The 22,955-nt window shown below is 74.9% G+C and carries 19 protein-coding genes and 1 pseudogene; 8 read left to right on the forward strand and 12 right to left on the reverse strand.

Annotated elements, in window-relative coordinates:
* Positions 1-34 precede the first annotated feature (34 nt).
* The gene (locus ACYVMZ_RS26565; RefSeq protein WP_461083897.1) at positions 35-670 is read left to right on the forward strand and encodes a D-sedoheptulose-7-phosphate isomerase; all 636 of its coding nucleotides are present in this window, start codon (positions 35-37) and stop codon (positions 668-670) included.
* Positions 667-2,067, forward strand: a complete 1,401-nt coding sequence (gene rfaE2, locus ACYVMZ_RS26570) for a D-glycero-beta-D-manno-heptose 1-phosphate adenylyltransferase (protein ID WP_461083899.1) — start codon at positions 667-669, stop codon at positions 2,065-2,067. Before ACYVMZ_RS26565 ends, rfaE2 begins: the two co-directional genes overlap by 4 nt.
* A gap of 58 nt (positions 2,068-2,125) precedes the next feature.
* Here rfaE2 and ACYVMZ_RS26575 read toward each other — a convergent pair whose 3' ends face one another.
* A complete protein-coding gene (locus tag ACYVMZ_RS26575) occupies positions 2,126-3,367 on the reverse strand; it encodes an MFS transporter (RefSeq protein WP_461083901.1) in 1,242 nt (413 codons plus the stop codon).
* Positions 3,368-3,907: 540 nt separating this feature from the next.
* On the opposite strand from ACYVMZ_RS26575, the gene ACYVMZ_RS26580 reads away from it, so the two are divergent.
* Positions 3,908-4,948, forward strand: coding sequence for an NAD-dependent epimerase/dehydratase family protein (locus ACYVMZ_RS26580; protein ID WP_461083903.1), 1,041 nt, complete (start codon positions 3,908-3,910; stop codon positions 4,946-4,948).
* Positions 4,945-5,955 carry a glycosyltransferase family 9 protein gene (locus ACYVMZ_RS26585; protein ID WP_461083905.1) on the forward strand — a complete coding sequence of 337 codons (1,011 nt, stop codon included), beginning with the start codon at positions 4,945-4,947 and terminating at the stop codon, positions 5,953-5,955. Before ACYVMZ_RS26580 ends, ACYVMZ_RS26585 begins: the two co-directional genes overlap by 4 nt.
* Positions 5,956-6,065: 110 nt before the next feature.
* Here ACYVMZ_RS26585 and ACYVMZ_RS26590 read toward each other — a convergent pair whose 3' ends face one another.
* The 5 genes from ACYVMZ_RS26590 to ACYVMZ_RS26610 all read right to left on the reverse strand — a co-directional run bounded on the left by ACYVMZ_RS26590 (position 6,066) and on the right by ACYVMZ_RS26610 (position 9,606).
* Positions 6,066-6,629, reverse strand: coding sequence for a hemerythrin domain-containing protein (locus ACYVMZ_RS26590; protein ID WP_461083907.1), 564 nt, complete (start codon positions 6,627-6,629; stop codon positions 6,066-6,068).
* 93 nt (positions 6,630-6,722) lie between these two features.
* Positions 6,723-7,256, reverse strand: a complete 534-nt coding sequence (locus ACYVMZ_RS26595; RefSeq protein WP_461083909.1) for a DoxX family protein — start codon at positions 7,254-7,256, stop codon at positions 6,723-6,725.
* The gene (locus ACYVMZ_RS26600; protein ID WP_461083911.1) at positions 7,253-7,825 is read right to left on the reverse strand and encodes an AAA family ATPase; all 573 of its coding nucleotides are present in this window, start codon (positions 7,823-7,825) and stop codon (positions 7,253-7,255) included. Before ACYVMZ_RS26600 ends, ACYVMZ_RS26595 begins: the two co-directional genes overlap by 4 nt.
* Before the next feature lie 5 nt (positions 7,826-7,830).
* Positions 7,831-8,334 (reverse strand): DUF1360 domain-containing protein, encoded by a 504-nt coding sequence (locus tag ACYVMZ_RS26605; RefSeq protein ID WP_461083913.1) that lies wholly within the window; start codon positions 8,332-8,334, stop codon positions 7,831-7,833.
* A gap of 75 nt (positions 8,335-8,409) precedes the next feature.
* The gene (locus tag ACYVMZ_RS26610; RefSeq protein ID WP_461083915.1) at positions 8,410-9,606 is read right to left on the reverse strand and encodes an amidohydrolase; all 1,197 of its coding nucleotides are present in this window, start codon (positions 9,604-9,606) and stop codon (positions 8,410-8,412) included.
* A 156-nt stretch (positions 9,607-9,762) separates the two neighbouring features.
* Here ACYVMZ_RS26610 and ACYVMZ_RS26615 point away from each other — a divergent pair, with 156 nt between their 5' ends.
* Positions 9,763-11,226 (forward strand): aminotransferase class I/II-fold pyridoxal phosphate-dependent enzyme, encoded by a 1,464-nt coding sequence (locus tag ACYVMZ_RS26615; RefSeq protein WP_461083917.1) that lies wholly within the window; start codon positions 9,763-9,765, stop codon positions 11,224-11,226.
* 64 nt (positions 11,227-11,290) lie between these two features.
* On the opposite strand, the gene ACYVMZ_RS26620 is transcribed toward ACYVMZ_RS26615, so the two are convergent.
* The 6 genes and pseudogenes from ACYVMZ_RS26620 to ACYVMZ_RS26645 form a co-directional block, all read right to left on the reverse strand.
* A complete protein-coding gene (locus ACYVMZ_RS26620) occupies positions 11,291-11,683 on the reverse strand; it encodes a DUF2267 domain-containing protein (RefSeq protein ID WP_461083919.1) in 393 nt (130 codons plus the stop codon).
* 269 nt (positions 11,684-11,952) lie between these two features.
* The gene (locus ACYVMZ_RS26625) at positions 11,953-13,326 is read right to left on the reverse strand and encodes a carbohydrate-binding protein (protein ID WP_461083921.1); all 1,374 of its coding nucleotides are present in this window, start codon (positions 13,324-13,326) and stop codon (positions 11,953-11,955) included.
* 328 nt (positions 13,327-13,654) lie between these two features.
* A complete protein-coding gene (locus ACYVMZ_RS26630) occupies positions 13,655-14,425 on the reverse strand; it encodes a metallophosphoesterase family protein (protein ID WP_461083923.1) in 771 nt (256 codons plus the stop codon).
* Positions 14,422-14,709 (reverse strand): BON domain-containing protein, encoded by a 288-nt coding sequence (locus tag ACYVMZ_RS26635; protein WP_461083925.1) that lies wholly within the window; start codon positions 14,707-14,709, stop codon positions 14,422-14,424. Before ACYVMZ_RS26635 ends, ACYVMZ_RS26630 begins: the two co-directional genes overlap by 4 nt.
* Positions 14,706-15,401 (reverse strand): nucleotidyltransferase family protein, encoded by a 696-nt coding sequence (locus ACYVMZ_RS26640; RefSeq protein WP_461083927.1) that lies wholly within the window; start codon positions 15,399-15,401, stop codon positions 14,706-14,708. Before ACYVMZ_RS26640 ends, ACYVMZ_RS26635 begins: the two co-directional genes overlap by 4 nt.
* 605 nt (positions 15,402-16,006) lie before the next feature.
* Positions 16,007-16,171: pseudogene (locus tag ACYVMZ_RS26645) on the reverse strand (protein-arginine deiminase family protein); the annotation flags it as partial.
* Positions 16,172-16,289: 118 nt separating this feature from the next.
* On the opposite strand from ACYVMZ_RS26645, the gene ACYVMZ_RS26650 reads away from it, so the two are divergent.
* The 3 genes from ACYVMZ_RS26650 to ACYVMZ_RS26660 all read left to right on the forward strand — a co-directional run bounded on the left by ACYVMZ_RS26650 (position 16,290) and on the right by ACYVMZ_RS26660 (position 22,955).
* Positions 16,290-17,594, forward strand: coding sequence for a phytase (locus ACYVMZ_RS26650; protein ID WP_461083929.1), 1,305 nt, complete (start codon positions 16,290-16,292; stop codon positions 17,592-17,594).
* 386 nt (positions 17,595-17,980) lie between these two features.
* Entirely contained in the window at positions 17,981-18,592 is a 612-nt protein-coding gene (locus tag ACYVMZ_RS26655; protein WP_461083931.1) for a hypothetical protein, read from the forward strand.
* Between the two features lie 25 nt (positions 18,593-18,617).
* Positions 18,618-22,955, forward strand: coding sequence for an HAD-IC family P-type ATPase (locus tag ACYVMZ_RS26660; RefSeq protein WP_461083933.1), 4,338 nt, complete (start codon positions 18,618-18,620; stop codon positions 22,953-22,955).

A 22,955-nucleotide genomic window follows, 5' to 3' on the forward strand; every position in this document is an offset into this window, starting at 1 on the left:
CGCCGTCCCCTGCGAGGCGGTACGCCCGATCAGCATGACCGAACACCCTGCACACCTCGCGCTCGATGCCGCGCGCCTGCACTGCCGGTCACTGGAAGAGGCACTCGGCCGGTTCCGCCACGACGGCCTCGACCGGATCGCGGACTGGGGCGGACGGCTCGCCGACGTCCTCACCGGCGGCGGCCGGCTGCTCGCCGCGGGCAACGGCGGCAGCGCCGCCCAGGCCCAGCACCTCACCGCCGAACTGGTCGGCCGCTACCGTCAGGAGCGCCGCGCCTACTCGGCGATCTCCCTGCACGCCGAGACCTCCAGCGTCACCGCCATCGGCAACGACTACGGCTTCGACCACGTCTACGCCCGCCAGGTCACCGCCCACGGCCGGCCCGGCGACGTCCTGATGCTGCTGTCCACCTCCGGCCGCAGCGCCAACCTCATCGCGGCGGCCGTCACCGCCCGGCAGGCCGGACTGCGCGTGTGGGCGCTCACCGGACGCGGCCCCAACCCCCTCGCCGAGGCCGCCCACGAGGCCCTGTACATCGACGCCGACAGCACCGCCACCGTGCAGGAGACCCACCTCGTCGCCGTGCACCTGCTGTGCGAGTCCTTCGACGCGGTCGTCTCCACCCCCGTGGCGCGGCGCACGACCACGACCCACGGGAGCGCGTCATGACCGGGCCCAAGCCCCTCGCGGTCGTCGGGGACGTCCTGCTCGACGAGGACATCGAGGGCGTCGCCACCCGCCTGGCCCCCGACGCCCCCGCCCCCGTCGTCGACGTCACCGGCGACCGACGCCACCCCGGAGGCGCCGGGCTGGCCGCCGCCCTGGCGGCCCGCGGCGGCCGGGACGTGGTCCTGGTGACCGCGCTCGGCGACGACGAGGCCAGCGAGGCCGTACGCCGCGACCTGCACGGCCGGGTCCGGCTGCTGGAGATCCCGCTGAAGGGCACCCTGCCGGTGAAGACCCGCGTCCTGGCGGGCGGCCGGCCCGTCGTGCGGATCGACCGGGGCGGCGGAGAGCCCGGCGAACCCGACGGCGCGGTGCGCGACGCGCTGGCGAACGCCCACGCCGTCCTCGTCGCCGACTACGGCCGCCACACCGCCGGCGCGCTGCGCGCGCACCTGGAGGCCGTGGCCCGCCGTACGCCCCTGGTCTGGGACCCCCACCCCAAGGGCGAGGACCCCGTGCCCGGCGCCCGGCTCGTCACCCCCAACGCGGCCGAGGCGCTCGCCCTGTGCCCCGGCGACGGCGGCACCTCACTGGGCGCCTACGCCGAACGCGGGGCGCAGCTGGCCGAGCGCTGGCGGGCGGTGGGCGTCGCCGTCACGCTCGGCGACCGCGGTGTGCTGCTGGCCCGGCCGGGATCCGGTACGCCGATGCTCGTCCCGGCGCCCTTCCGGGCCACCGGGGACCCGTGCGGCGCGGGCGACTGCTTCGCCGCCACGACGGCCGCGGCACTGGCCGACGGCCTGCTCCCGGAGGAGGCGCTGCAACGGGCCGTCGCCGAGGCCGCCGCGTTCGTCGCGGCGGGCGGCGCCGGAAACCCGGAGCTGTGGCGGACCGAGCCCGCCGACGGCCCGGCGGACGACCCCGCGACCGACGCGTTCGAGCTCGCCGAGCGGGTCCGGGCCCGGGGCGGCACCGTGGTCGCCACCGGCGGCTGCTTCGACCTGGTGCACGCCGGGCACGTCGGCCTGCTGGAGAGCGCCCGGCGCATCGGCGACTGCCTCATCGTGTGCCTCAACTCCGACGCGTCCGTCACCCGCCGCAAGGGCCCGGGCCGCCCGCTCAACCCGGCGGCCGACCGCGCCCGCGTCCTCGCCGCGCTCGGCAGCGTCGACGCCGTCGTCGTCTTCGAGGAGGACACCCCGGAGGCGGTCCTCACCCGGCTGCGGCCCGACGTCTGGGTCAAGGGCGGCGACTACTCCGTCCAGGACCTGCCCGAGGCGGAGGTGCTGCGCAGCTGGGGCGGGCAGGCGGTGGTCCTGCCGTACCTCGACGGCCGCTCCACGACCCTGCTGGCCCGCCGGGCGGCGAAGGCGGCGGCGGTGGCTTTGAAGTCGCCCTAGCCGCGGGCGGTCGTGCCGCCCAGGCGCCACGACCGCCCGCAGCTGAGCGGCTGACCGCTCAGGCGGCCGTGCCCAGGGCTGCCTTGTCCGGCACGTCGTCCTCCTCCGTGCGCAGGACCACCGCGGGGGTGGTGCGGCGTTCACGCAGGAGAAAGCCCGCACCGATCGACCCGGCGATGATCAGCCCCCCGGTGACGAGGGCCCCGCGCGCCCCGGCCAGCTCCATGAGGAGGCCGAGCGCGGGCGGCCCGCCCAGGCCCCACACCGTGCCGATGCTGCCCCACACGCCGAGCACCCGGCCCCGCAGATGGGCGGGCGGGTCGGTCTGCAGGACGGCCGTACCGGCGGTGTCGGAGACGGACTCCACCACGGCCATCGGCAGCACCAGCACCAGCAGCACGGCCAGCGACGGCGACATGCCCGCCACCACCTGCAGCAGCGCCCCCGTGGCCGCGAGCGCGCCCACCAGCTTCACGGACGGCCGGCGCAGCCGGGCGCCGAGCACCGCGCCGAGGATGCCGCCGACGGCCAGCACGGTGGACACCGTGCCGAACGCCCCGGCGCCGCCCGCGAGCGGCCCGGTCACGAGCACCGCCAGGGTGAGCCCGTAGTTCCGGCCGAAGACCGCGCTGATCCCGGTCACACCGGCGAGCGCGACCAGCCGGGGCCGGCGCACGAAGAAGGCCAGCCCCTCCCGGACGGTCAGCTCCGGACCGCAGCGCCGCCGCTCCTGGGCGACCTGCCCGACCGCTCCGTACGCCGGACGCAGGAACGGGACGACCGAGGCGACGAACAGGAACGACAGCCCGTTCGCGAAGTACGCGGCGGACGTGCCGAGGAACCCGACCGTCACACCGGCCAGGGCGGCCCCCACGAGCCGCCCCGCCTGGTGCACCAGCGCGCCCACCCCGATCGCCGAGGGGACGTCCTCGGCAGGGACGAGGTCGTTGCCGAGCAGGGCGCAGGCCGGCCCGTCCACGGTGGCGACGACGCCGGTGAGCGCGGCCAGCACCATCAGGGACGTCATGTCGAGCCGGTCCAGCGCCACCAGCACGGCCGTCGTGAACGCGATCGCGGCGAGGAGGGCCTGGCTGACGGCCGCCGTCAGCTTGCGCGGCCACCGGTCGACGGCCGCGCCGCCCAGCACGCTGATCAGCAGGGCGGGAGCGGCCTGCACGGACATGGACAGCCCCGTCGCCGCGGCGGAGCCGGTGATCTGCAGGACCAGCAGGTTCTGCACCGTGAGCTGCATCCACGTACCGGCGTTCGACACGAAGTTCGCGGCGGACCACCAGCGCATGCTGCGGTGCCTCAGCGACCGCCAGGGCGAGCGCGAGGCGGCCTTGGCGGGCGGGGAGGCCGGATCCGGCGCAGGGGCGGGCAGGGCAGGGGGAGGTGAGGAAGACACAGTGCGGTACTCGAAGACGAGTCGGAGGACTCAGCAGGCGGGACGACGGGAGCGAGGAACACCGGCTGCGCTGCGCGGCGGCTCCTCGTCGCCGGGGAGGCGCCGACCATCGTGGCAGAGGGGATCGCCGAGTCGGCGCGGCCGCACCGCGCACCACGGCGCGCAAGCACATCAAATTCCCGCTGCCGCACGCCACTTGATGCCGCGAGTGTGGTTGATCACAGGGACCGGCCACCTCGTCGCCGCGGCCCCGCGCAGGTGACCGCGGCCACAGCCCGCACCCGCACCCCGGCGGAGCCGCTCGTGTGGAAGGGCGACACCAGATGTCAGAGCATGAAAGCGACTCGGGTGGGGCACCCGTGAGGCCGCCGTCACACAGCGCCGACGGGAAGGGCCGACGGGGGGTTCGACGGGGAAGGAAAGGGCGTCCTCATGAAGCCGACGACGACGTTCACCGGCGTACCTGCGGTACCGGCCCCCTGGAGGCGGGCCCTGGTGACCGGCGGCGCGGGCTTCCTCGGCTCACACCTGTGCGAACGCCTGCTCGATTCGGGAGTCGAAGTCGACTGTCTCGACAACCTCTCCACCGGGCACGCCGACAACATCGGACCCCTCACCGGCCGCGCCGGCTTCCGGTTCCTGGAGTACGACGTCGCCGACCCCGGCTGCCCGGACGCGCTGCCCGGTCCCTACGACCTCGTGCTGCACCTGGCCGGTCCCGCCTCACCGGCGGACGGCCTGCAGCGGCCCCTGGAGACCCTCGACACGGGCAGCCTCGGCACCCGCAACGCGCTGGCCGTCGCCGACCGGGACGGCGCGCGGTTCCTGCTCGCCTCCGCGCCCCGCCACGACGACGAGCCCCTGCCGGGCCCGGGGTCCGGGCAGCAGGAGGACGACACGGACCCGCTCGCCCCGCGCTGCGTGTACGCCGAGTGGCGCCGGTTCTCCGAGGCCCTGGTCGCGGCCCATGCCGGAGCCCATGGCAGCAACGCCGGGATCGTGCGGCTGTTCGCCCCGTACGGCCCCCGGATGCGCACCGACGACGGCCGGTTGATCCCCACCTTCGTCCGGCAGGCCCTCGCCGGAGAGCCGCTCACCGTCGCCGGGGACGGCAGCCGGACGTGCACCCCGTGCTACGTCGACGACGCGGTCGAGGGCGTGCTGCTGGTCGCGGCCGGCCGGTCCGTGCGGCCGGTCGACATCGGAACCGACGAGGAGGTCCCCGTCGCCGAGATCGCCCGCCGGGTGATCGACCTGACCGGCTCCGGCTCGTCGCTGGAGTTCGTCGGCCCGCCGGCCGAGGACACCGAACGGCACCGGCCCGAGACCGGGTTCGCCCGGGAACTGTTCGGCTGGGTGCCGAAGGTGCCGTGGGAGGAGGGCCTCGAACGCACCGTGGCGGCCCTCACGGGCGGCGCCGGCCACGTCCCGGCAGCGGTCACGGGGCCCGGCCGGGGGGAGTGGCTTCCGTGAAGGCGCTGGTGGTCCCCTCGGAGGGGTTCGGCGGCGCGCTCCTCGCGGGTCCGGCCGTCCGGGCGGTTGCCACCCGGGCCACCCGGGTCACGGTGCTGTGCGGTCCCCGCGGCGCGCCCGCCGCGAGCCTGCTGCCGCACGTGGACGAGGTCCTGGTCTGGGAGGGCGCCGAGACGCTCACCGCGCACGATGCGCCGACCGCGCACGACACCCACCCCGACACCGGCGACAACGACGACAACGACGACAACGACGACAACGACACCGACGGACTGGTCCGGCGCCTGCGGGACGCCGCCTACGACGTCGCGCTCGTCCTCACCCCGTACGGGCAGAGCCCGCTGCCCGCCGCGCGGCTGCTCCGCAGGGCCGGTGTGCGCCGCATCGGCGCGGGCGGCACCGGCTACCCCGGCGGCCTGCTCGACGCTCACCACCGCCGGCTGCCGGACGGGCACGAGGCCGAGGCGGCCCTCGACACGGCCGCCGCCCTGGGCTTCGGCCTGAGGACCGGGGACGACGGACGCCTGCGCGTGCTGCCCTCGCCCGACACCGCGACCCTCACCGGCAACGGCCCGTACGTGGTCGTCCACCCCGGAGCCGGTGCGCCCGCCCGTGCCTGGGACCCGGGGCGCTGCGCGGAGGCCGTCGCCCTGCTCGCCGACGCCGGTCACCGCGTCGTCGTCACCGGCGGGCCGGATGAGCAAGGCCTGACGCGCCGCGTCAGCGGTGACACCGCCGTCGACCTCGGCGGCCGGACGCCCGCGCGGACCCTGGCCGGCGTGCTGCGCTGCGCCGACGTGCTCGTCACCGGCCACACCGGCCCCGCCCACCTGGCCGCCGCGGTCGGCACGCCGGTCGTCTCGCTGTGCGCCACGACCGCGCCGGCCGAGCGCTGGGCGCCGTACGGCGTGCCCGCCGTCCTCCTCGGCGACCGGGGAAGCCTGAACGAGGTCACGCCCCAGGACGTGGTGAGCGCCGTGCAGAAGCTGCTGAAGGCGGGCCGGTAAACGGGCCGGTAAAGGCGAATGGGCCGGTAAAGGGGTACGAAAGCATAGGAAAAGGGGCCCGTCGCCGAGGCGACGGGCCCCTCACCGCAGGCGGAGCCGGACGAGGAGCGTCAGCCGTGCTTGCCGCGGCCGCTCAGCGCGTCCCGCACCCGGTCGACCATGCCGGCGCCCGGTGCCAGCAGCTTGTTCATCGGCGGCTTGTCCGGGGCGGACGGGTGCGGCCGGGTCGGCGCCATCTTCTTCGCCTGCCGGACCTTGTCGCCCAGCTCGTTGAGCGTGTCCATGGGGCAGGCCTGGCGCAGCCTGGGGAAGAGGTTCTCCTCCTCGTCGGCGATGTGCGAGCGGATCTCGTTCATCAGCATGCCGATGAGCCGGTCGAAGTCGGCGTCGCCCGCGTCGCAGCCCTCCAGGTCCTTCATGATCTGCTCGGCCCTGGCGTGGTCCTCGAGTTCCCTGTCGGCGAGGGCGTCCCCGCCGGGCAGGTGCTCGCGTACGGCCGGGTAGAGGTGCTCCTCCTCGGCCACCGAGTGCCGCACGAGCTCCATCGTGGCCTGGTCGGCGTACATCTTGCGGTCCTGATGACCGGGCGGCAGCCCCTCGATCTTCCCGAACAGCTCCTCGACCTCGCGGTGGTCGGTCACCAGTTCGTCGATGACGTTTCCTCCGTGGCCCATGTCCTTCACCTCCAGCCGGGTCGTGACGGTTCCGGGCCGGACCCGCCACGACCCCGGGTCCCCCTGTCCCCAGGGGGCTAACGTGACGGACGTTCACACGGGGAGTTTGGCCCTGAGACGTCCGGCGGCGGCGGCCGGGCCCGCGGTGGCGCGGACGGAGCGGCTCAGCAGGGCGGCGTCGCGGCTCAGGCTCCGCGTGGCGTGCCGGCCGCGCCACAGCAGCGAGGGGGCGGCGCCCGTGTCGTCGGCGGCGATCAGCAGGCCGCCTAGCATGGAGAGGTTCTTGAGGAAGTGGATGCGCTGCTGACTGCGCTCGTCGGGGTCCTCCGCCTCCCAGAAGCGGTGCCCCGCCAGCGTGGTGGGCACGAGCGTGCCCGCGATGGCGAGCGCGGCCGGCCGTGGCATGCGGCCGGTGGCCAGCAGCAGCCCCGCCGCGACCTGCACGGCGCCGTTGAGCCGGACCACCTGCTCGGTGCGGTCCGGCAGGGCCGAGACGCGTTCGGTGACCGGTTCCACGACGGGCTCGGCGACCGGGGCGAGTTCCTTCGGTTTGCGGACCGATTCCATGCCGCCCGCGATGAACATCGAGGCCAGCATGGGACGGCCGAGCACGCGCAACAGACTCATGGTCCTCTCCAGCATGTCGGTGGTTGCAGCGGTCGCCGGGTTCCCCTCGGGGCCTGGAGGCAATCGACACCGGGCTGGGCCGTCCGAGAGGTCACCGCAGCGGTGGCCTCCTCGTCGGCGGGCCGTACGTCGAAGCCGCCCTGCCCGTCGAACCGCACGCTGAACACGGCGTCGAAGCCGTCGGCGGGGGAGGGGCGGCGCAGCCGGGCGTGCGTGGCGTGGATGCCGACGTCGGGCACGCGGGCACGGCCCGTGCGCGCGGCGTTGCGGAGCAGGGACCCGGCCAGGTCCGGCGGGAACCAGTACGCGGTGACGGTGGCGCCGTGGGCGTGCCCGGCGGCCACCAGCGGGCGCCACTCCTCGGGGGAGGGGTTGGTGTTGTCGACCGCCACCGACCGCCCGGCGGCCAGCGCCTGCCCGATCAGCCGCATCTGCCGGTCCTGCCTGCGGCGGGCACCGCGCGGGAAGGCGTCCTTGCTCACCAGGGCATAGCGGTCCTTCAGGCGCTGGGCGTAGAAGGCGGACTTGCCCGACGCCTGGAGTCCGACGAGCACGGCCAGGTCGAGCACGCCGCTCAGCCCTCGGTGCTCGCCTGCGTCCGGGTCCAGGCGTACTGCAGCCAGTCCGCCACCGTGACCGCGCTCAGCCCGGCGCACAGCAGCCGGGCGGCCCGCGGGGCGCAGGCGTAGGTGACGGTCAGGGCGCCCGCCACCCAGGCGGACGTGCAGAACGGGCAGGTCACCAGGTCGCCGACGGCGCGTCGTGCTTCGCCGCCGCGCGAGGTGTCGCTGACCTCGCTGCCCTCGGCGTCCTCCGCACGGCGGGTGAACGGCGCCCGCAGGAAGCTGGTGACCTTGTCCCTGGACAGCAGCCGGGACCCCTTGAACGTCGCCGTCCCCAGCAGCGCGAGATCCCACGGCGGAACCCGCTCGGGCAGTTGCAGCCCCCGCCGCCGCGCCGTCACGGCGAACAGCGCGATGCCCGCCGTGAACGTGCCGGTGAGCAGGGCATAGCCCTTCAGCGGCACCTCGCCCTGGTCGTCGTACTGCGATTCGTACCTGGATTCCTGCTCCGTCATGGCACCTCCCTCAAGGTCCCCCTTGTGCCGGGAACCGGCAGGTCCGAGTGCCCCGGGACCACGCCACCACACGCGTCAGCGGCCCGCCGAGGCCGCCGCACGGTGCCGTGCCCAGGCCCGCTCGCGCAGCTCCGGGCACAGCAGGACGTCTGCCGCGGTGCACGCCAAGGCCTGCGTCGCGGTGACCAGGACCTCGCGGGCCCGTGCGGAGGCGGCGGCCGCGGCGAACTCGGGGGTGTGGTCGGAGCCGTCCGGGGCCATGATCGCGACGAAGGGGTGGATGGCGGGCAGCCGTGTACTGACGTTGCCGATGTCGGAGGACCCGAGGTACACGCCCGGGGCGGGCGGCGTCAGCGTGATCCCCGACCGGGACAGGTGCCGGGCGAACCGCTCCGACAACACCTCGCTGTCGCGGAAGTGCTCGTAGCGCACGGTGGCGCGTTCGACGTCGGTGGTGGTGCCCGTGGCGCGCGCCACGCCCTCCGCGCACGCCCGCAGCCGCTCCGTCAGCTCCTCCAGGGCCCCGGTGGTGGCCGCGCGCAGCCCGAACAGGCCCTCGGCGTACTCCGGGACGATGTTCGTGGCCGTGCCGCCGTGCGTCACGATGCCCTGCACGTGCGAGCCCTCCGGCAGGCGGCGCCCCAGCACGGCCAGGACGTTGAACAGCTCCACGAGCGCCGCGAGCGCGTCGATGCCCTCGGTCGGATTGCCGGTGGGATGCGCGGCCCGGCCGTGGAACGCCACCCGGTACTGCACCTGCGCGGTCAGCGGCGCCCGCGCCCAGCTGTACACCCCCGGGTGGAACATCAGCGCCGCGTCGACCCCGTCGAACACCCCGGCCTCCACCTCGAGGGCCTTGCCGCCACCGCCCTCCTCGGCAGGCGTGCCCACCGCCAGCACGGTCCCGGCCGAGGCCTGCGGTACGGCGGCCCGTACCGCCAGCGCCGCGCCGAGGCCGGCGGCCGCGATGAGGTTGTGCCCGCAGGCGTGCCCGAGCCCGGGCAGCGCGTCGTACTCCAGCAGCAGCGCCACCGTGGGCCCGCCGCCCTGGCCCGAGCGCGCGGTGAACGCCGTCGGCAGCCCGGCCACTTCGCGCTCCACCGCGAAACCGGCCCGCTCCAGCTCGCCCGACAGCAGGGCCGCCGCCCGGTGTTCGGCGAAGGCGTACTCGGGATCGCCGTGCAGCCGCAGGGCGACCTCCCACAGCGCGTCGGCCCGGTCGGCCACCTCCTCGCGGATGTCCTGGTGGATGTCGTCGAGCGCGCGGGCCACGGAAGCCTCCTCGGTACCCGGGTGTGTGTCCCTGACCGGGTTTCACCGCCGGGTGCCACGACACCCGCCGCGTTTCGGGCGGCCCGCCGGTGCAACACGTGGGGTGTGCCCACCGAGGCCGGAATCACGGGTCGGGGCCGGTGTTTGGGAGGAACGATGGACCACTCGCGTGTGCCCGTACTGGAGGCGCTGCAGGAGTTCCGGCGCCGCGGCGACATCGCCTACGGCCCGCCGGGCCACAAGCAGGGCCGCGGAGTGGACCCGCGCGTGGCCGAGATCGTGGGGCTCGACGTGTTCCGCGCCGACCTGCTGTCCCTCAACGGGCTCGACGACCGCCGCCAGTCGCAGGGCGTGCTCAGCCAGGCCCAGGAGCTGATGGCGGACGCCGTCGGCGCCGAGCACGCGTTCTTCTCCACCTGCGGCAGCTCCCTGTCGGTGAAGACGGCCATGCTGGCCGCGGCCGGCCCCGGCGAGAAACTGCTGCTGTCCCGCAACGCCCACAAGTCCGTGATCGCGGCCGTCGTCGTCAACGGCGTCGAACCCATCTGGGTCCACCCCAAGTTCGACGCCGAACGGCACCTCGCCCACCCGCCGGAGCCCGAGGACGTACGACGCCGGCTCAAGGAACACCCGGACGCCAAGGGCATGTTGCTGATCACCCCCACCGACTGGGGATCCTGCGCGGACATCGGGGGAGTGGCCCGGGTGTGCCACGAGTTCGACGTCCCCGTCATCGTCGACGAGGCCTGGGGCGCCCACCTGCCGTTCCACCCCGGGCTGCCCGCCTGGGGCATGGACGCCGAGGCCGACCTGGTCGTCACCAGCGTCCACAAGATGGGCGGCGCCATCGAGCAGAGCTCCGTCTTCCACCTCCAGTACGACCGGATCTCGCCCGAGGCCCTCAAACAGCGGGAGGACCTGCTGGGCACCACCAGCGCGTCCTCCCTGGTGTACGCCACCCTCGACGGCTGGCGCCGCCAGATGGTCGAACACGGGCACGAACTCCTGGAGGCCGCGCTGCGCCGCGCCGAACGGATCCGCGCGGCGGTCGCGGACCTGCCCGGCCTCAAGCCCATGGGCCACGAGATCGTCGACGAGGGGCTCGCCGCCGACCTCGACCCCCTCAAGCTCGTCATCGACGTCCGCGAACTCGGCATCAGCGGCATGCAGGCGGCCGAATGGCTGCGCACCCACCGCCACGTGGACGTCGGCGGCTCGGACACCTGCCGCATCAGCGCCTCGATCACCCACGCCGACGACGACACCACCGAGCGGGTCCTGCCGGACGCCCTGCGCGCCCTCGTGGACCACGCGGACTCCATCGAACGCCGCCCGCCGGTCCGCCTGCCCGAGCCCTCCGCGCTCGAACTGGAGCAGGCCATGCTGCCCCGCGACGCCTTCTTCGCGCCGGTCGAGCACGTGCCCGCCGAGCACGCCGCGGGACGCATCGCCGCGGAGATGATCAGCCCGTACCCGCCGGGGGTGCCCGTGGTGGCCCCCGGCGAGGTGATCACCGACGAGGTGCTCGACTACCTGCGCAGCGGCGTCGAACACGGCGTCCTGATCCCGGACGCGGCCGACTCCTCGGTGCGGACGCTGCGGGTGGTGGCCCGGCCCTGAGCGGCCCTACCCAGCAGACGGCCCGCCCGGAACTCCGGGCGGGCCGCCGGGACGAGACCGGCCTTCAGTCGGCGAGGTCGTTCTTGCCGAACAACGCCGCGTAGCCGGTGGGCAGTTGACTGATGAGCTGGTTCAGCTCACCGGGGGAGACCGTCTCGGCCACCGTGGACAGCACCGCGCTGGCATCCCACTGCGCCGTCCGCTCGCGCGCCCCGGTGCGCTCGGCCACCCGCCGGCAGAACTCCTCCACCCCGTAGGACTCGGGCTGTTCGCTCGCCGCGGCCGTCAGCTTCGCGTCCAGCGGCGCCGGGAGCTGGGCGGCCAGATCCTTGGTCTCCGCTGAGGTGATACGCCCCGCGAGGACTTCCAGCACCGCTTCGGCGACCTTCGCGGCCTCGTCCTGATCCGCGTACTCGCCGCGGTCCCTGACCTGTGCGAGGAACTCGTCGTACCGCATGAGACGCACCTTTCCGTCGTACCGGTCATGCCTTTGCGCCCGGGTGCCCGGCCTGCCGCCGGTCTCACGCGGCAACCCGCATGGCTCACGCCTGAGATGTTGAACCTGTACGCCGCCTTGCTGCGCCACCGGCCCGGCACCCGTCGGCGTTGGGGCGACGGCCAGCAGGCGTCCCTGGGCTTCCGGCCCGACACCGGCACGGCCGTCGTCGTGCTGAGAGTGAGTGGCACGGGTGGGGCCGTCAGGCGCCGGACGGCCCGTACGGGATGTCACACGCGCTGCCACAGGGCCGGCGTGCCGGCGGGTGTCCACGCGCCCTGGGCCTGGTGCGTCTGCAGGCACTGGTAGCGGACCCCGTCCTGGGTCACCGTGGCCCCCGCCTCGTAGACGCGGCCCACGACCCACGCGTCGGCGGCGCCGTTGTTCTGCGGGGGCGTCTGGGCCTGGGTGGCAGTGGTCTTCAGGGTGAGGCCGAAGGCACCGAGGAGCTGATTGACCGGCTGGTAGAAGGTCGTGCCGCCGCTCGTGCAGTCGCCCGAGCCGCCGGAGGTGACGCCCTGCGCCTGGGCGCCCGCGACGTAGGGCCCACCGGAGTCGCCCGGCTCGGCGCACACCGTCGTCTGCGTCAGTCCGTCGACCGTGCCCTCGGCGTAACTGACGCTCGTGTCGTGCTGCTCGATCGTCCCGCAGTGCCAGCCGGTGGTCGACCCGGAACGGCACACCGAGGCCCCGACGAGTCCCTGGACCGAGCCGGTCACCTGCACCTTCTCGTCGCCCTGCCCCTTGACGTCGGCGGTGGCCGTCCACTGGTCGTTGACGCCCACCCACGCCATGTCCTTCCCGGGGAAGGTGGAGGCCCTGAACTCGCCCTGCTCGGTCTGGTCGAAGCCGGTCGTCCTGGCGCCGGGCATGCCGCAGTGGCCCGCGGTGGCGAAGCCCTGCTCCTGGTCCTTGGTGACGGAGAAGCCGACGGAGCAGCGGGCGGTGCCGTCGATGTAGTAGGCGTCGCCTCCGATGATGTCCGCCATCAGGCGGGGCCGGCTCGCCGACACCTGGACGCCCACGCCCTGCCCCTCCACACCGGCGGCCCTCACGAACGCGGCCGCGGCGGAGTCGCTGACGGCCTGCACCTCCACCCGGTTCGCGGGGATGTCGACGTACCACAGCGGCGTGTCGCGGGTGCCGTGGTGCTTGGCCGCCGCGTCCAGCTTCTCCTTGACGGCCTTGAGGTCGGCGAGGGACTTCGTGACGACCGCGGCCTTCGCGCCCTGCGCCTCGATGGCGGCCACGTCGGCGGAGGTGGTGGTCGCGACGGTGAGCTCCTGGGAAGTCGTGCCGCGCACCCAGGCCCCGGCGAAACGGTTGCCCAGGGCGATGCGGAGGCGGCCCGCACGGGTCCCGGCCTCCGCCTCGTTGACCAGCCGTTCGGTCGCCTGCGCCGGTGTCAGCTTCAGGTCGCGCTCCAGCGCGCGCAGCACCGCGGCCGACGGCTTGTCCGCGCCGAGGGTCTGGGCGGCGCTGGGGGCGGGCCCCGACGCGGACGCCGGCCCGGCCGCCACGGTGGAGGGGAGCTGGGTGACCAGGAGCGCGCCGAGGGCGGTCACGGCGGCACGGCGACCGGGCACGGCATGTCTGTGCACCATACGTTCTGTCTCCTTCGATCACGGATGAAGCTGCCGCAAGGCCGTAGGTCTTGCCCGGGGCGCCCGGCACGATGTCCCCGGCGCCCGTCATTCGCGCTTTGGTGCCGCGAAGGGACGCCATGTGCAGTACCGGGACGTGGCAGGCGGCGTACGACGGGGCCGGGTGCCTCAGGTGGGGCACGCGGGATTCATGCAGACCCCGGCCGGCTCGGTGAGGTCGAACTCGCGCGGGGAGCAGCACACCTGCTGGGGCATCACGTCGGCCTCAGGGCAAGAAGAAGCCGCCGGCGTAAGCCGGCGGCGGACGGGTCGGGTGCGGTACGGCGTGTCAGCCGGTGGCCGCTCCGGGGGACGCTCCTGTCGTCACGGGTTCGCGCACCGGCAGGTGGTAGACGTGGAAGGCCCGGCCGATGACCGGCTGGGCGACGTTGCGCACCTTCACCCCGCCGCTCGTCATGCCGTGCTCCGTGCCGGCGTGCGCGTGCCCGTGCACCGCGAGGTCGGCGCCGGCCGTGTCGATGGCCTCGGCCAGCAGATAGCTGCCCAGGAAGGGGTAGATCTCCAGCGGTTCGCCGGCCAGCGTCTCCGGGACGGGGGAGTAGTGGGTGAGGGCGATCCGCGCGTCGCAGCCGTCCGCGTCCAGCTGCTCCAGGGCCTCGCGCAGGCCGTCGGCGCACCGCCGCGAGTGCCGGACGAACTCCTTCATGACCGGCTCGCCGAACTCCCCGGCGCAGCGGCCGACGAAGCCGCCGCCGAACCCCTTGGTGCCGGCCACGCCGATCCGTGTCTCCCCGTTGACCACGACCGTCGTTCCGCGCCCCTCCAGGACCCGGGCGTCGGCGTCCTCGAGGATGGCCGTGACCTCATCCCCCCGGTCGTCGTGGTGGTCGTGGTTGCCGAGGACCGCGACCACCGGCACCCCGAGACCCTCGATCTCCCGGGCCACCACCCGGGCCTCCTCCACCGTGCCGTGCCGGGTGAGGTCCCCGGCCAGCAGCAGGACGTCGGCACACTCGGGCAGCGTCTCGAAGGCGGGACGGAGCAGGCCCTGGTTGTCGGGGCCCATGTGGATGTCTCCGACGGCGGCGATCCGGATCATGCGAGTTCCTCCGCGTGGTCGGGTGAGGACGAGTCGGTGACCACGATGTCGCAGTGCACCGGGTGCCCGACCAGCTCCTCCCGGGCGAGGCGCAGCACCTCGTCGCGGCACTGTGCCGAGGGGACGGTGCCGGTCAGCAGGACGGCATCGCCGCGCACCTCGACCCGCACGCCCAGCTCACCGAGGTCCCCGCTCGCGAGGTGGTCCTGCAGGTGGGCGACGCGATAGTCCAGGGTCGGGCCCGCCGCGGTGCCGCCTGCGTGCTGTGCGCCGTGGTTGCTCATGGGTGCTCCTTCTGCGGGGCGATGACGTTCAGGCGTTCCAGGAGGAAGAAGAAGGCAGCCGGCATGGGCTCGTCCCCGCAGTCGCTCCGCACCTGCTCCCAGTCGACCTTCTCGCGCAGCGCCCGTGCGATGGGCAGCACCGCGCCGAAGTCGCAGTGGTGCTCGGAGAACGCGGCGATCAGGCTCCACAGCAGGTCGGTCGGGGCCAGCACGGGCATGCGCACCGACTCGACCGACAGCTCCTCCGTGCGGTCGAGCATCTCCGTGCTGACGGGCCGGTGGGCCAGCTCGAAGATGATGTCGACGGGCTGCCCGAAGCAGGTGGCCTTCAGCAGCCAGTCCTCCGGCGGCGTGTACACCGTCAGGCCGGCCTCCCGGAGCGTGGCGGCCACCGCCTCCGCGTCCTCGGGCCTGATGCAGAAGTCGACGTCGTGCTGCAGGTTCTTCTCGCCGCCGTGCGCGTACGCGGCCACGCTCCCGGCCAGCGCGAACAGGTGCCCCTTGCGCTTGAGCAGGGCGCCGACCTGCTTGGCCGCCTCGAGGATCGCCTGGTTGCGGTCGCGGGGCAGGAGCTCTTCCGGCTCCTCGGACGGATCCTGCGCCGGCGTGTTACCGGGTGTGTCCTGGGCCAGGCGGAGGTCGGGGATTCCGAGGCGCGGGGCGAGCGCCGCGTCATCGCCGTTCTGCGTCATGACCACTCCTTCGCCGACCGATACGGTCCTCTGCCTGGGGCTTCCGGGCCCGGGACGGGCTGTGTGCGAGCTTTGAGTACCCGGCGCGCCCGCTCCGACACGGGTCATCACGCCGATCGAGGGCTCTCGATGTCAGCAATGTGTGCGCAGGCCCGCACCGAGGCAACCGCGAACCCGCTCTGCCTCTCCGGCCTCGGCCGTGCAGAGAGAGGATCACCAGGAGAGATCCGGTGACTTGGACCGGGTGGACGACGCGGGTCCGGACCTGGCCGGTGCCGGCGGCAGGTCCGACCCGCGCGGGCCCGGTCTTCGCCAGCGCCGACACCCCGGACCACGTGCTGCGCGAACTCGCCGCCGGCACCGGCGCCGCGGTCGCCTTCCCCGCATACCACCCGTCACCCGAGGCCCGTGGTCCCGTGGCAGGCCCGCACCCGGTCACCGACGCGAGCTCCGACACCGACGCGAGCTCCGGCACCGGCGCGAGCTCCGGCACCGGCGCCTGCCACCAGTGGCCGCCAAGGGCCTGCCGTCGGCCCCGTACGCCCCCGCTCCCACCGCGCGAGGCCGCCCTGCGGGACCGCACGGCGGCCCTGCCCCCCTTCGGGTCAGGGCCGGCCCGGGCCGCCCGTCACCCACCACGGCACCCCACCGGACGTGTCCCGCAGGGCGTTCGTCGCGCAGTGCACCTCGCCGCCCGCCAGGTGCGACCAGGCGAAGTTCTCCACCCAGTGCACGCGCACCCCGCCGGCGGCGAGCGCCTCCTCGGTGGCCGCGCGGAATGTTCGCCGGCACGGCGCACGCTCTTCACACCGACGCCCGCCCGGCGTCTGCCGACCCCACCAGGATCAGCCGCTGTTTTGTCATGTCACCGACTCAAGGAGCTTCCGCGTGACCAGACATCGCACGGGCCGCGTCAGGGCCCTCGCCCTCGGCACGGCACTCACCGTCCTGTCCGCCGTACCGGCCGCGGCGGCCGGCGACGCGGCCCTTCCGGCCGTGCCGCCCCGCGCGGAGACCGCCACCCTGTACGACGACGCGGCGGGCGGCAACGCCGACGCCGACGACCCCGCCGTCTGGCGCAACGCCGCCGACCCCGGCCGCAGCCTGGTCGTCGCCACCGCCAAGGAGGGCGGCCTGCGCGTCTACGACCTCGACGCCCGCCTGGTCCAGTCGATCCCCGCCCCGCCCGGACCCGGCGCCGACGACGCCCCCGGCCGCTTCAACAACGTCGACCTCGTCAGCGGCCTGAAGCTCGGCACCGGCCGGGCCGACGTCGCGGTCACCACCGACCGCGGCAACGACCGCCTGCGCATCTACCGCATCGACCCGCACGCCCCCGGCCGCCCCCTCACGGACGTCACCGACCCCGCCGCCGCGCCGGTGTTCTCCGCCGACCAGGCCGAGATCAACGACCAGCGCACCGCCTACGGCCTGGCCACCTGGACCGACCGGGCGACCGGCCGCTCCTACGCCCTGGTCAGCCGGCGCGAACGCACCTCGATCGCCCTGCTCCAACTCACCCCCACCGCGCACGGCACGGTCGGCTACCGCAAGCTCCGCACCCTGGACCTGCCCGCCTCCTTCCGCCTGCCGGACGGCACGTCCTGGTCGCCCTGCGCGGAACCCGGCGAACTGCCCCAGGTCGAGGGCATGGTCGTCGACCCGGAGAGCGGCACCCTCTACGCCGGGCAGGAGGACGTCGGCATCTGGCGCCTGCGCGCCGACCTCACGACCGCTCCGCAGCTGGTCGACAAGGTCCGCGAGTACGGCGTGCCGGGCACCTACGACGAGGCGACCGAGGAGTGCGTGGCGGGCACGGACCCCGGCTACGGCGGGACCCGCCTGTCCGCCGACGTGGAGGGGCTGACGCTCGTCACCGAGCCAGGCGGCGACGGCTACCTGCTGGCCTCCAGCCAGGGCGACGACACCTTCGCCGCCTACGACCGGGAGCGCGCGGACGACAACGAGTACGAGGGCGGCTTCCGGGTCACCGCGGCGTCGGCGACGCTCGACGGCTCCGAGGAGTGCGACGGCGCGGCCGCGCTGAACCAGCCCCTCGGCAGCAGGTTCCCGAACGGCCTCCTCGTCGTAGTCGTACAGGACGGCCACGACACGCCCGGCGACGGCGACCGGGCCGCCACCGGCTTCAAGTTCGTCGACCTCGGCGACGTGCTGGACGCCCTGGGCGACTAGGGGCAGGCAGCGGACGGGTGCACGGGGATTCCCCGTGCACCCGCGGGAACGGCACGGGCGCCCGCGGCCGCCCCGGCGGACGTCACCGCGAGCGAGTGCGTCGCGGGCGGCGGCGTGGTCGTCGTCGAGGCCACGGGTGACGGCTCGGCCCCGTCCACCATGCGCCGCATGGGCGGTGTGCACGACGGTCAGACGGTCGTCTGAGGGGCGAATCGATGACGGCGGCGTGTTCGGCGGATTAGGTGACGAGAAGGGGGTACTCCGCACTCGCCTGTGGGCGGGATGCCGGGAAGAAGAGAAGCGCTCCGCCCGCCAAAGGCCGAATATGGGGCATAAAGCGGGGAAAGCGAATTATGCCCTCAGGTGACGCGCTCGTGGAGGTCGACATGAACCAGGTGAAGGAACGTTCGTCGGATCTTCCCCAGCCGTTGCGAGCCGTCGCCTCCGGCCTGCGACACGTGCCCGGAGCGGAACAGGTGGGCAAGGCGGCCGGTGACGCCCTGGACCGCATCGGAGCGGTCTCCCCGCGCGGCCGCCGGATGGCTGTCTACGCCGGGGCCGGCGTACTCGGTGTGGCCGGTGTGGTGGAGTGGCCGGTGGCCCTCACCGGCGCGGCCGTCGCCTGGCTGACCCAGCCGCGGCCCGGGCAGCGGCCGGACGACCGGTCACCACAGGGCGGTACGCAGCCCACCGCGACCGAGCAGGAGCGTGCCTCGGCCGCAGCGGCCGGCGGTACGGGCGAGGGCCCCGGCGCCGAGCGGTCGACGCGCTACGGCGCCGGCGACAAGCTCGAGTCCGCCCACTTCCGCCACGACCGGCCCGAACACCACCACGTCCACGAACAGCCCGCCAAGGTCGGCGACACCGCGACCGCGTCGGCGCTGAAGCAGGTCGCGGAGGCCACGGCACACCACGGAACACACGCCGAACACCCGGGCCCGGACACGGCCCATCGGCACGGGCACAACAACGGCCGGCCCGCCGGCAGCGACCGGTAGACCGGCTGAGTCGGGACAAGAGGAGATGCTCACACGCTTCGAGGTGGCCCCGCTGGTCGGGGCCGTGGCAGGGGCGGCCGCAGGCGCCGCCCGCACCACCGCCCAGGGGGTGACGTCGGCCTACGACACCACGCGCCGCGTCCGGCACGTCGCCCGCAACGCCCTGGGCGCCGACACCCACTGGCGGGCCGGGCACCGCGTCCACGTGGCGCTGCGGCGCCCCGGTGGCGACGTGGCCGCCCTGGCCCGCAAGGTGGCCACCGAACTGCTCGACCATCCGGACGTACTGGCGGCCTACTGGGACGAGGGGCTGTCCCGTCTGGTGATAACCGCCGTGGAGGAGGCGGCCACCGACCGCGTGACCGAGCGGGCCGGTGAACTCGCCGCCCGTCTCGGGCTGAGCGAGGGCGCCGAACCGGAGGCCGAGGAAGAGGCCGTCCACCCGGGCGACCCGCGTGAGGTGCGAGTCGCCGGCGCGGCACTGGTGCTGGACGCCGCCGGAGCGGCCGGCGCCCTGGTCGGCCGGTCCCTGCGCCTTCCGCCCTCCCCGCGGATGGTCACCGCGACGGTGACCCTGCTGCGCGAGAACCCGCGCTTCCGCGCGCTGCTCAGGCGGCGGTTCGGCCGTACCGGCCGGGAACTGATCCTCGCCGCCACCAACGCCGCGGTGCACGGGGCGGGACAGTCGCCGGTGTCGCTGGTCCTCGACGGACTGCTGCGCACCGGTCAGCTGACCGAAGCGGTCGCCAGGGCCGCCGCCTTCGAGGCGCTGCACGACGACGTCTGCCTCGAGGACCGCACCAGCCTGCCCTGCCCGCCGCACACCCGGCCGCCGCTGCGGGTCACCCCCGCCAAGGAGTACGCCGCCCACGCGAGCACCGGCAGCCTCGCGGGCGCCCTCGCCACCCTGCTGGTCATGCACGACCCGAACGAGGCGGCCGAGGCCGTCCTGGCCGGATCCCCCAAGGCCGCCCGCTACGGCCCGGCCGCCTTCAGCGCCGCCCTCGGCACCTTCCTCGCCCGCTCCGGCATCCTGGTCCGCAGCGCGGAGCGGCTGCGGCAACTGGAGATCGCCGACTCGCTCGTCCTGCACGCCGACGCCCTGCGCAACCGGGACAGGCCGGACGACTGCACCCCCGGCGACCCGACCGACGACCCGGTCGACCCGTTCGCCGAGGCCGTCCTCGACGCGGCCCGCAGGGCCGGACTCCACGTCGTGATCACCGGCGGCTCCGACCTGAAGGACATCACCCGGCTGGCCGACGAGGTCGTCCCGGCCGGTCGGCGGTTCGGCGACGTCGTACGGGCCCTGCAGGACGACGGGCACTGCGTGGTGACCGTGGCCCGCCTGGACGCAACCCGCGGCGACGACGTGGCGGACGGGCTGCCCGCCGGTGACGTGGCCATCGCGCTCACCGACGCGCGGGCCGCCGTCGCCTGGGGCGCCGACGCACTGGCCCCCGGCGGACTGGCCGACGTATGGCGGCTGCTGACCGCCATCCCGGCGGCCCGGCGCGTCGGCCGCCGCTCGCAGACGCTCGCCCGCGCGGGCGCCGCGCTGTCCGGGCTCATGGTCGCCCGCGGCGGCGGCCCGCCCCGCACGCCCCGATGGCTGCCCTTCACGCGGCACGCGCCGGTGAACCTCGCCGCCGCCAACGCCCTGCTCACCGGCTTGTTCGAGGCCGCCCGCGTGGCCCGGGCCACGCCGCCCCCGCCGCGGCTGCACATCCCCTGGCACGCGCTGGAACCCGACGAGGCACGCGCCCGGCTGAGCCGTACCAGCATCGACGAGGAGCTGAGCGGGCTCGCCCTGCTCGCCGACCGTTCGCGGCAGCGGGCGGCACAGCTGGCCCGCAACCCCGTCGCGGCCCCCGCGCGCTGGACCTGGCAGGCGGCCGGTGCCGTCCGCCGGGAGCTCGACGATCCCCTCACCCCGGTCCTCGCCACGGGCGCGGTCGCCTCCGCGTTGCTCGGCTCGCTCGTCGACGCCCTGCTCGTCGTCGGCGCCATGGACCTCAACGCCGTGGCGGGCGGCCTGCAACGGCTGCGCGCGGAGCAGGCGCTCGCCCGGCTGGCCGCCCGGCAGCAGCCGAAGGCACGCAAACAGAACGGTCACCGCCGTACGGTCACCGTCGACGCGGCCCGCCTGCGGCCCGGCGACGAGATCAGCCTCGGCGCCGGCGACGTCGTCCCCGCCGACGCACGGCTGCTGGACGTGGACGGGCTGGAGGTCGACGAGTCGGCCCTCACCGGCGAGTCCCTGCCGGTGAGCAAGTCGCTCGAGGCGACGCCCGGCGTACCGGTGGCGCAGCGCACCTGCATGGTGTTCGAGGGCACCACCGTCGTGGCGGGCCGGGCCACCGCACTCGTGGTGGACACCGGTGAACGCACCGAGGCGGGCCGTGCCGTCACACTCGCCGCCCGCACCCCGCCGCCCGCCGGCGTGCAGGCCCGGCTGCAGGAGCTGACCCGCAAGGCCCTGCCGGTCACCTTCACCGGCGGCGCGGCGGTGACCGGCCTGTCCCTGCTGCGCGGCAGCCCCGTGCGACGGGCCGTCAGCGGCGGTGTCGCGGTGGCCGTCGCCGCGGTGCCGGAAGGCCTGCCGCTCGTCGCGACGGTCGCGCAGATGGCGGCCGCCCGTCGGCTCTCCCGGCGCGGTGTCCTGGTCCGCACCCCGCGCACCCTGGAGGCGCTCGGCCGGGTCGACACCGTCTGCTTCGACAAGACCGGCACGCTCACCGAGAACAAACTGCGTCTGGTCCGGGTCGCCACGGCCGACGGCACCGTCCTCGCCCCGGACGCCGAGCCGGCCGTCCCGCTCCTGCGCCTGGCCGCACGGGCCTGCCCGCAGGAGGAGACGGGGGAGGGACGCCGCGTCGCGCACGCCACCGACGAGGCGGTCCTCGACGGCGCACCGCCCGACGAGACCTGGACGCCGGTCGGCGAGCTGCCCTTCGAGGCCCGCCGCGGTTACGCCGCGGCCGTCGGCCGCGACGGCGACGGGGACACGGGCGAGCTCCTGGTCGTCAAGGGCGCCCCCGAGACGATCCTCCCGGCCTGCCGGGACCTGCCCGACGACGCGACGGAGACGGCCCACGAGCTGGCCGGACAGGGACTGCGCGTCCTGGCCGTGGCCCAGCGGCCGTGCCGGGAGCGGGACGTCGACGCCGAACTCGACGCGCCGCTGGCCGACCTGGAGTTCCGCGGATTCGTCGCCCTCGCGGACGTGCCGCGCGACACCTCGCACGCCCTGCTCGCGGAGCTGCGCCGCTCCGGCATCCTGCCCGTGATGCTCACGGGCGACCACCCGGAGACCGCGCGTGCGATCGCCCTGGAGCTCGGCTGGCCGGAGGAGACCGAAGTCGTCACCGGTGACGAACTGGTCGCCATGGACCGCCGCGACCGCGTCCGTGCCCTGCGGGGCGCCGCTGTCGTCGCCCGGGTCGCGCCCGACCAGAAGCTGCACGTCGTGGAGGCCCTGCAACAGGCCGGCCGGGTCGTGGCGATGGCCGGTGACGGCGCCAACGACGCCGCCGCCATCCGCGCCGCCGACGTCGGCGTCGGCGTCGAGTCCCGCGGCTCCGCGGCCGCCCGCAACGCCGCCGACCTGGTGCTCACCACCGGCGACCTGTCCGTACTGGTGGACGCGGTCGTCGAGGGCCGCGCCCTGTGGCGCAGCGTCGCCGACGCGGTGAGCATCCTCATCGGCGGCAACGCCGGCGAGGTCGGCTTCAGCGTGCTCGGCACCCTGCTGGCCGGCGCCTCCCCGCTGTCGACCCGTCAGCTGCTGCTGGTCAACCTGCTCACCGACATGTTCCCGGCCATGGCGGTGGCGGTGACCCCGAGCGACGACCCGGCGACCGCCCGGCACGCCGCGACCGGTCCGATGGGCCTGGACGTCCTCGGCGTCCCCCTGCTGCGCGCGATCCGGCGCCGGGGCGTGACCACCTGCCTGGGCGCGGTCACGGCGTACTTGTTCGGCCGGCTCACGCCCGGCACCGAGCGCCGCTCGACCACCATGGCGCTGTGCGGGGTGGTCGGCGCCCAGCTGGTGCAGACCCTTTCCGGCCGCCGCCACAGCCCGCTGGTGTGGGCGACGGCCCTGGGCTCCGCGGCCGTCCTCGCCGCCCTCGTCCAGACCCCCGGCGTCAGCCACTTCTTCGGCTGCACCCCGCTCGGCCCTCTCGCCTGGGCGGGCGTGGCCTTGGCCATCGCCCTGTCGGCCCTGGCCCCGCGGCTGGAGCGCCTGGAGTCGGTACGGCACCTCTACGACGGCGCGGCACGCCTCGCCCTGCGCCTGAACGACCTGCTGCGTCAGGCCCGGGACGTGCTGCACAGCGGTATCGCGCAGCCGGTGGCGTGA

The organism is Streptomyces deserti (assembly GCF_054782695.1).

Excerpts from the sequence above, each read along its gene's own strand:
- ACYVMZ_RS26565 (WP_461083897.1), top strand. The coding sequence starts at position 35 with ATGACCGAACACCCTGCACACCTCGCGCTCGATGCCGCGCGCCTGCAC.
- ACYVMZ_RS26655 (WP_461083931.1), top strand. The coding sequence starts at position 17,981 with ATGAACCAGGTGAAGGAACGTTCGTCGGATCTTCCCCAGCCGTTGCGA.
- ACYVMZ_RS26625 (WP_461083921.1), bottom strand. The coding sequence starts at position 13,326 with ATGGTGCACAGACATGCCGTGCCCGGTCGCCGTGCCGCCGTGACCGCC.
- ACYVMZ_RS26575 (WP_461083901.1), bottom strand. The coding sequence starts at position 3,367 with ATGCGCTGGTGGTCCGCCGCGAACTTCGTGTCGAACGCCGGTACGTGG.
- ACYVMZ_RS26620 (WP_461083919.1), bottom strand. The coding sequence starts at position 11,683 with ATGCGGTACGACGAGTTCCTCGCACAGGTCAGGGACCGCGGCGAGTAC.
- ACYVMZ_RS26580 (WP_461083903.1), top strand. The coding sequence starts at position 3,908 with ATGAAGCCGACGACGACGTTCACCGGCGTACCTGCGGTACCGGCCCCC.
- ACYVMZ_RS26640 (WP_461083927.1), bottom strand. The coding sequence starts at position 15,401 with ATGACGCAGAACGGCGATGACGCGGCGCTCGCCCCGCGCCTCGGAATC.
- ACYVMZ_RS26605 (WP_461083913.1), bottom strand. The coding sequence starts at position 8,334 with ATGACGGAGCAGGAATCCAGGTACGAATCGCAGTACGACGACCAGGGC.
- ACYVMZ_RS26595 (WP_461083909.1), bottom strand. The coding sequence starts at position 7,256 with ATGAGTCTGTTGCGCGTGCTCGGCCGTCCCATGCTGGCCTCGATGTTC.
- ACYVMZ_RS26590 (WP_461083907.1), bottom strand. The coding sequence starts at position 6,629 with ATGGGCCACGGAGGAAACGTCATCGACGAACTGGTGACCGACCACCGC.
- ACYVMZ_RS26630 (WP_461083923.1), bottom strand. The coding sequence starts at position 14,425 with ATGATCCGGATCGCCGCCGTCGGAGACATCCACATGGGCCCCGACAAC.
- ACYVMZ_RS26635 (WP_461083925.1), bottom strand. The coding sequence starts at position 14,709 with ATGAGCAACCACGGCGCACAGCACGCAGGCGGCACCGCGGCGGGCCCG.
- rfaE2 (WP_461083899.1), top strand. The coding sequence starts at position 667 with ATGACCGGGCCCAAGCCCCTCGCGGTCGTCGGGGACGTCCTGCTCGAC.
- ACYVMZ_RS26615 (WP_461083917.1), top strand. The coding sequence starts at position 9,763 with ATGGACCACTCGCGTGTGCCCGTACTGGAGGCGCTGCAGGAGTTCCGG.
- ACYVMZ_RS26660 (WP_461083933.1), top strand. The coding sequence starts at position 18,618 with ATGCTCACACGCTTCGAGGTGGCCCCGCTGGTCGGGGCCGTGGCAGGG.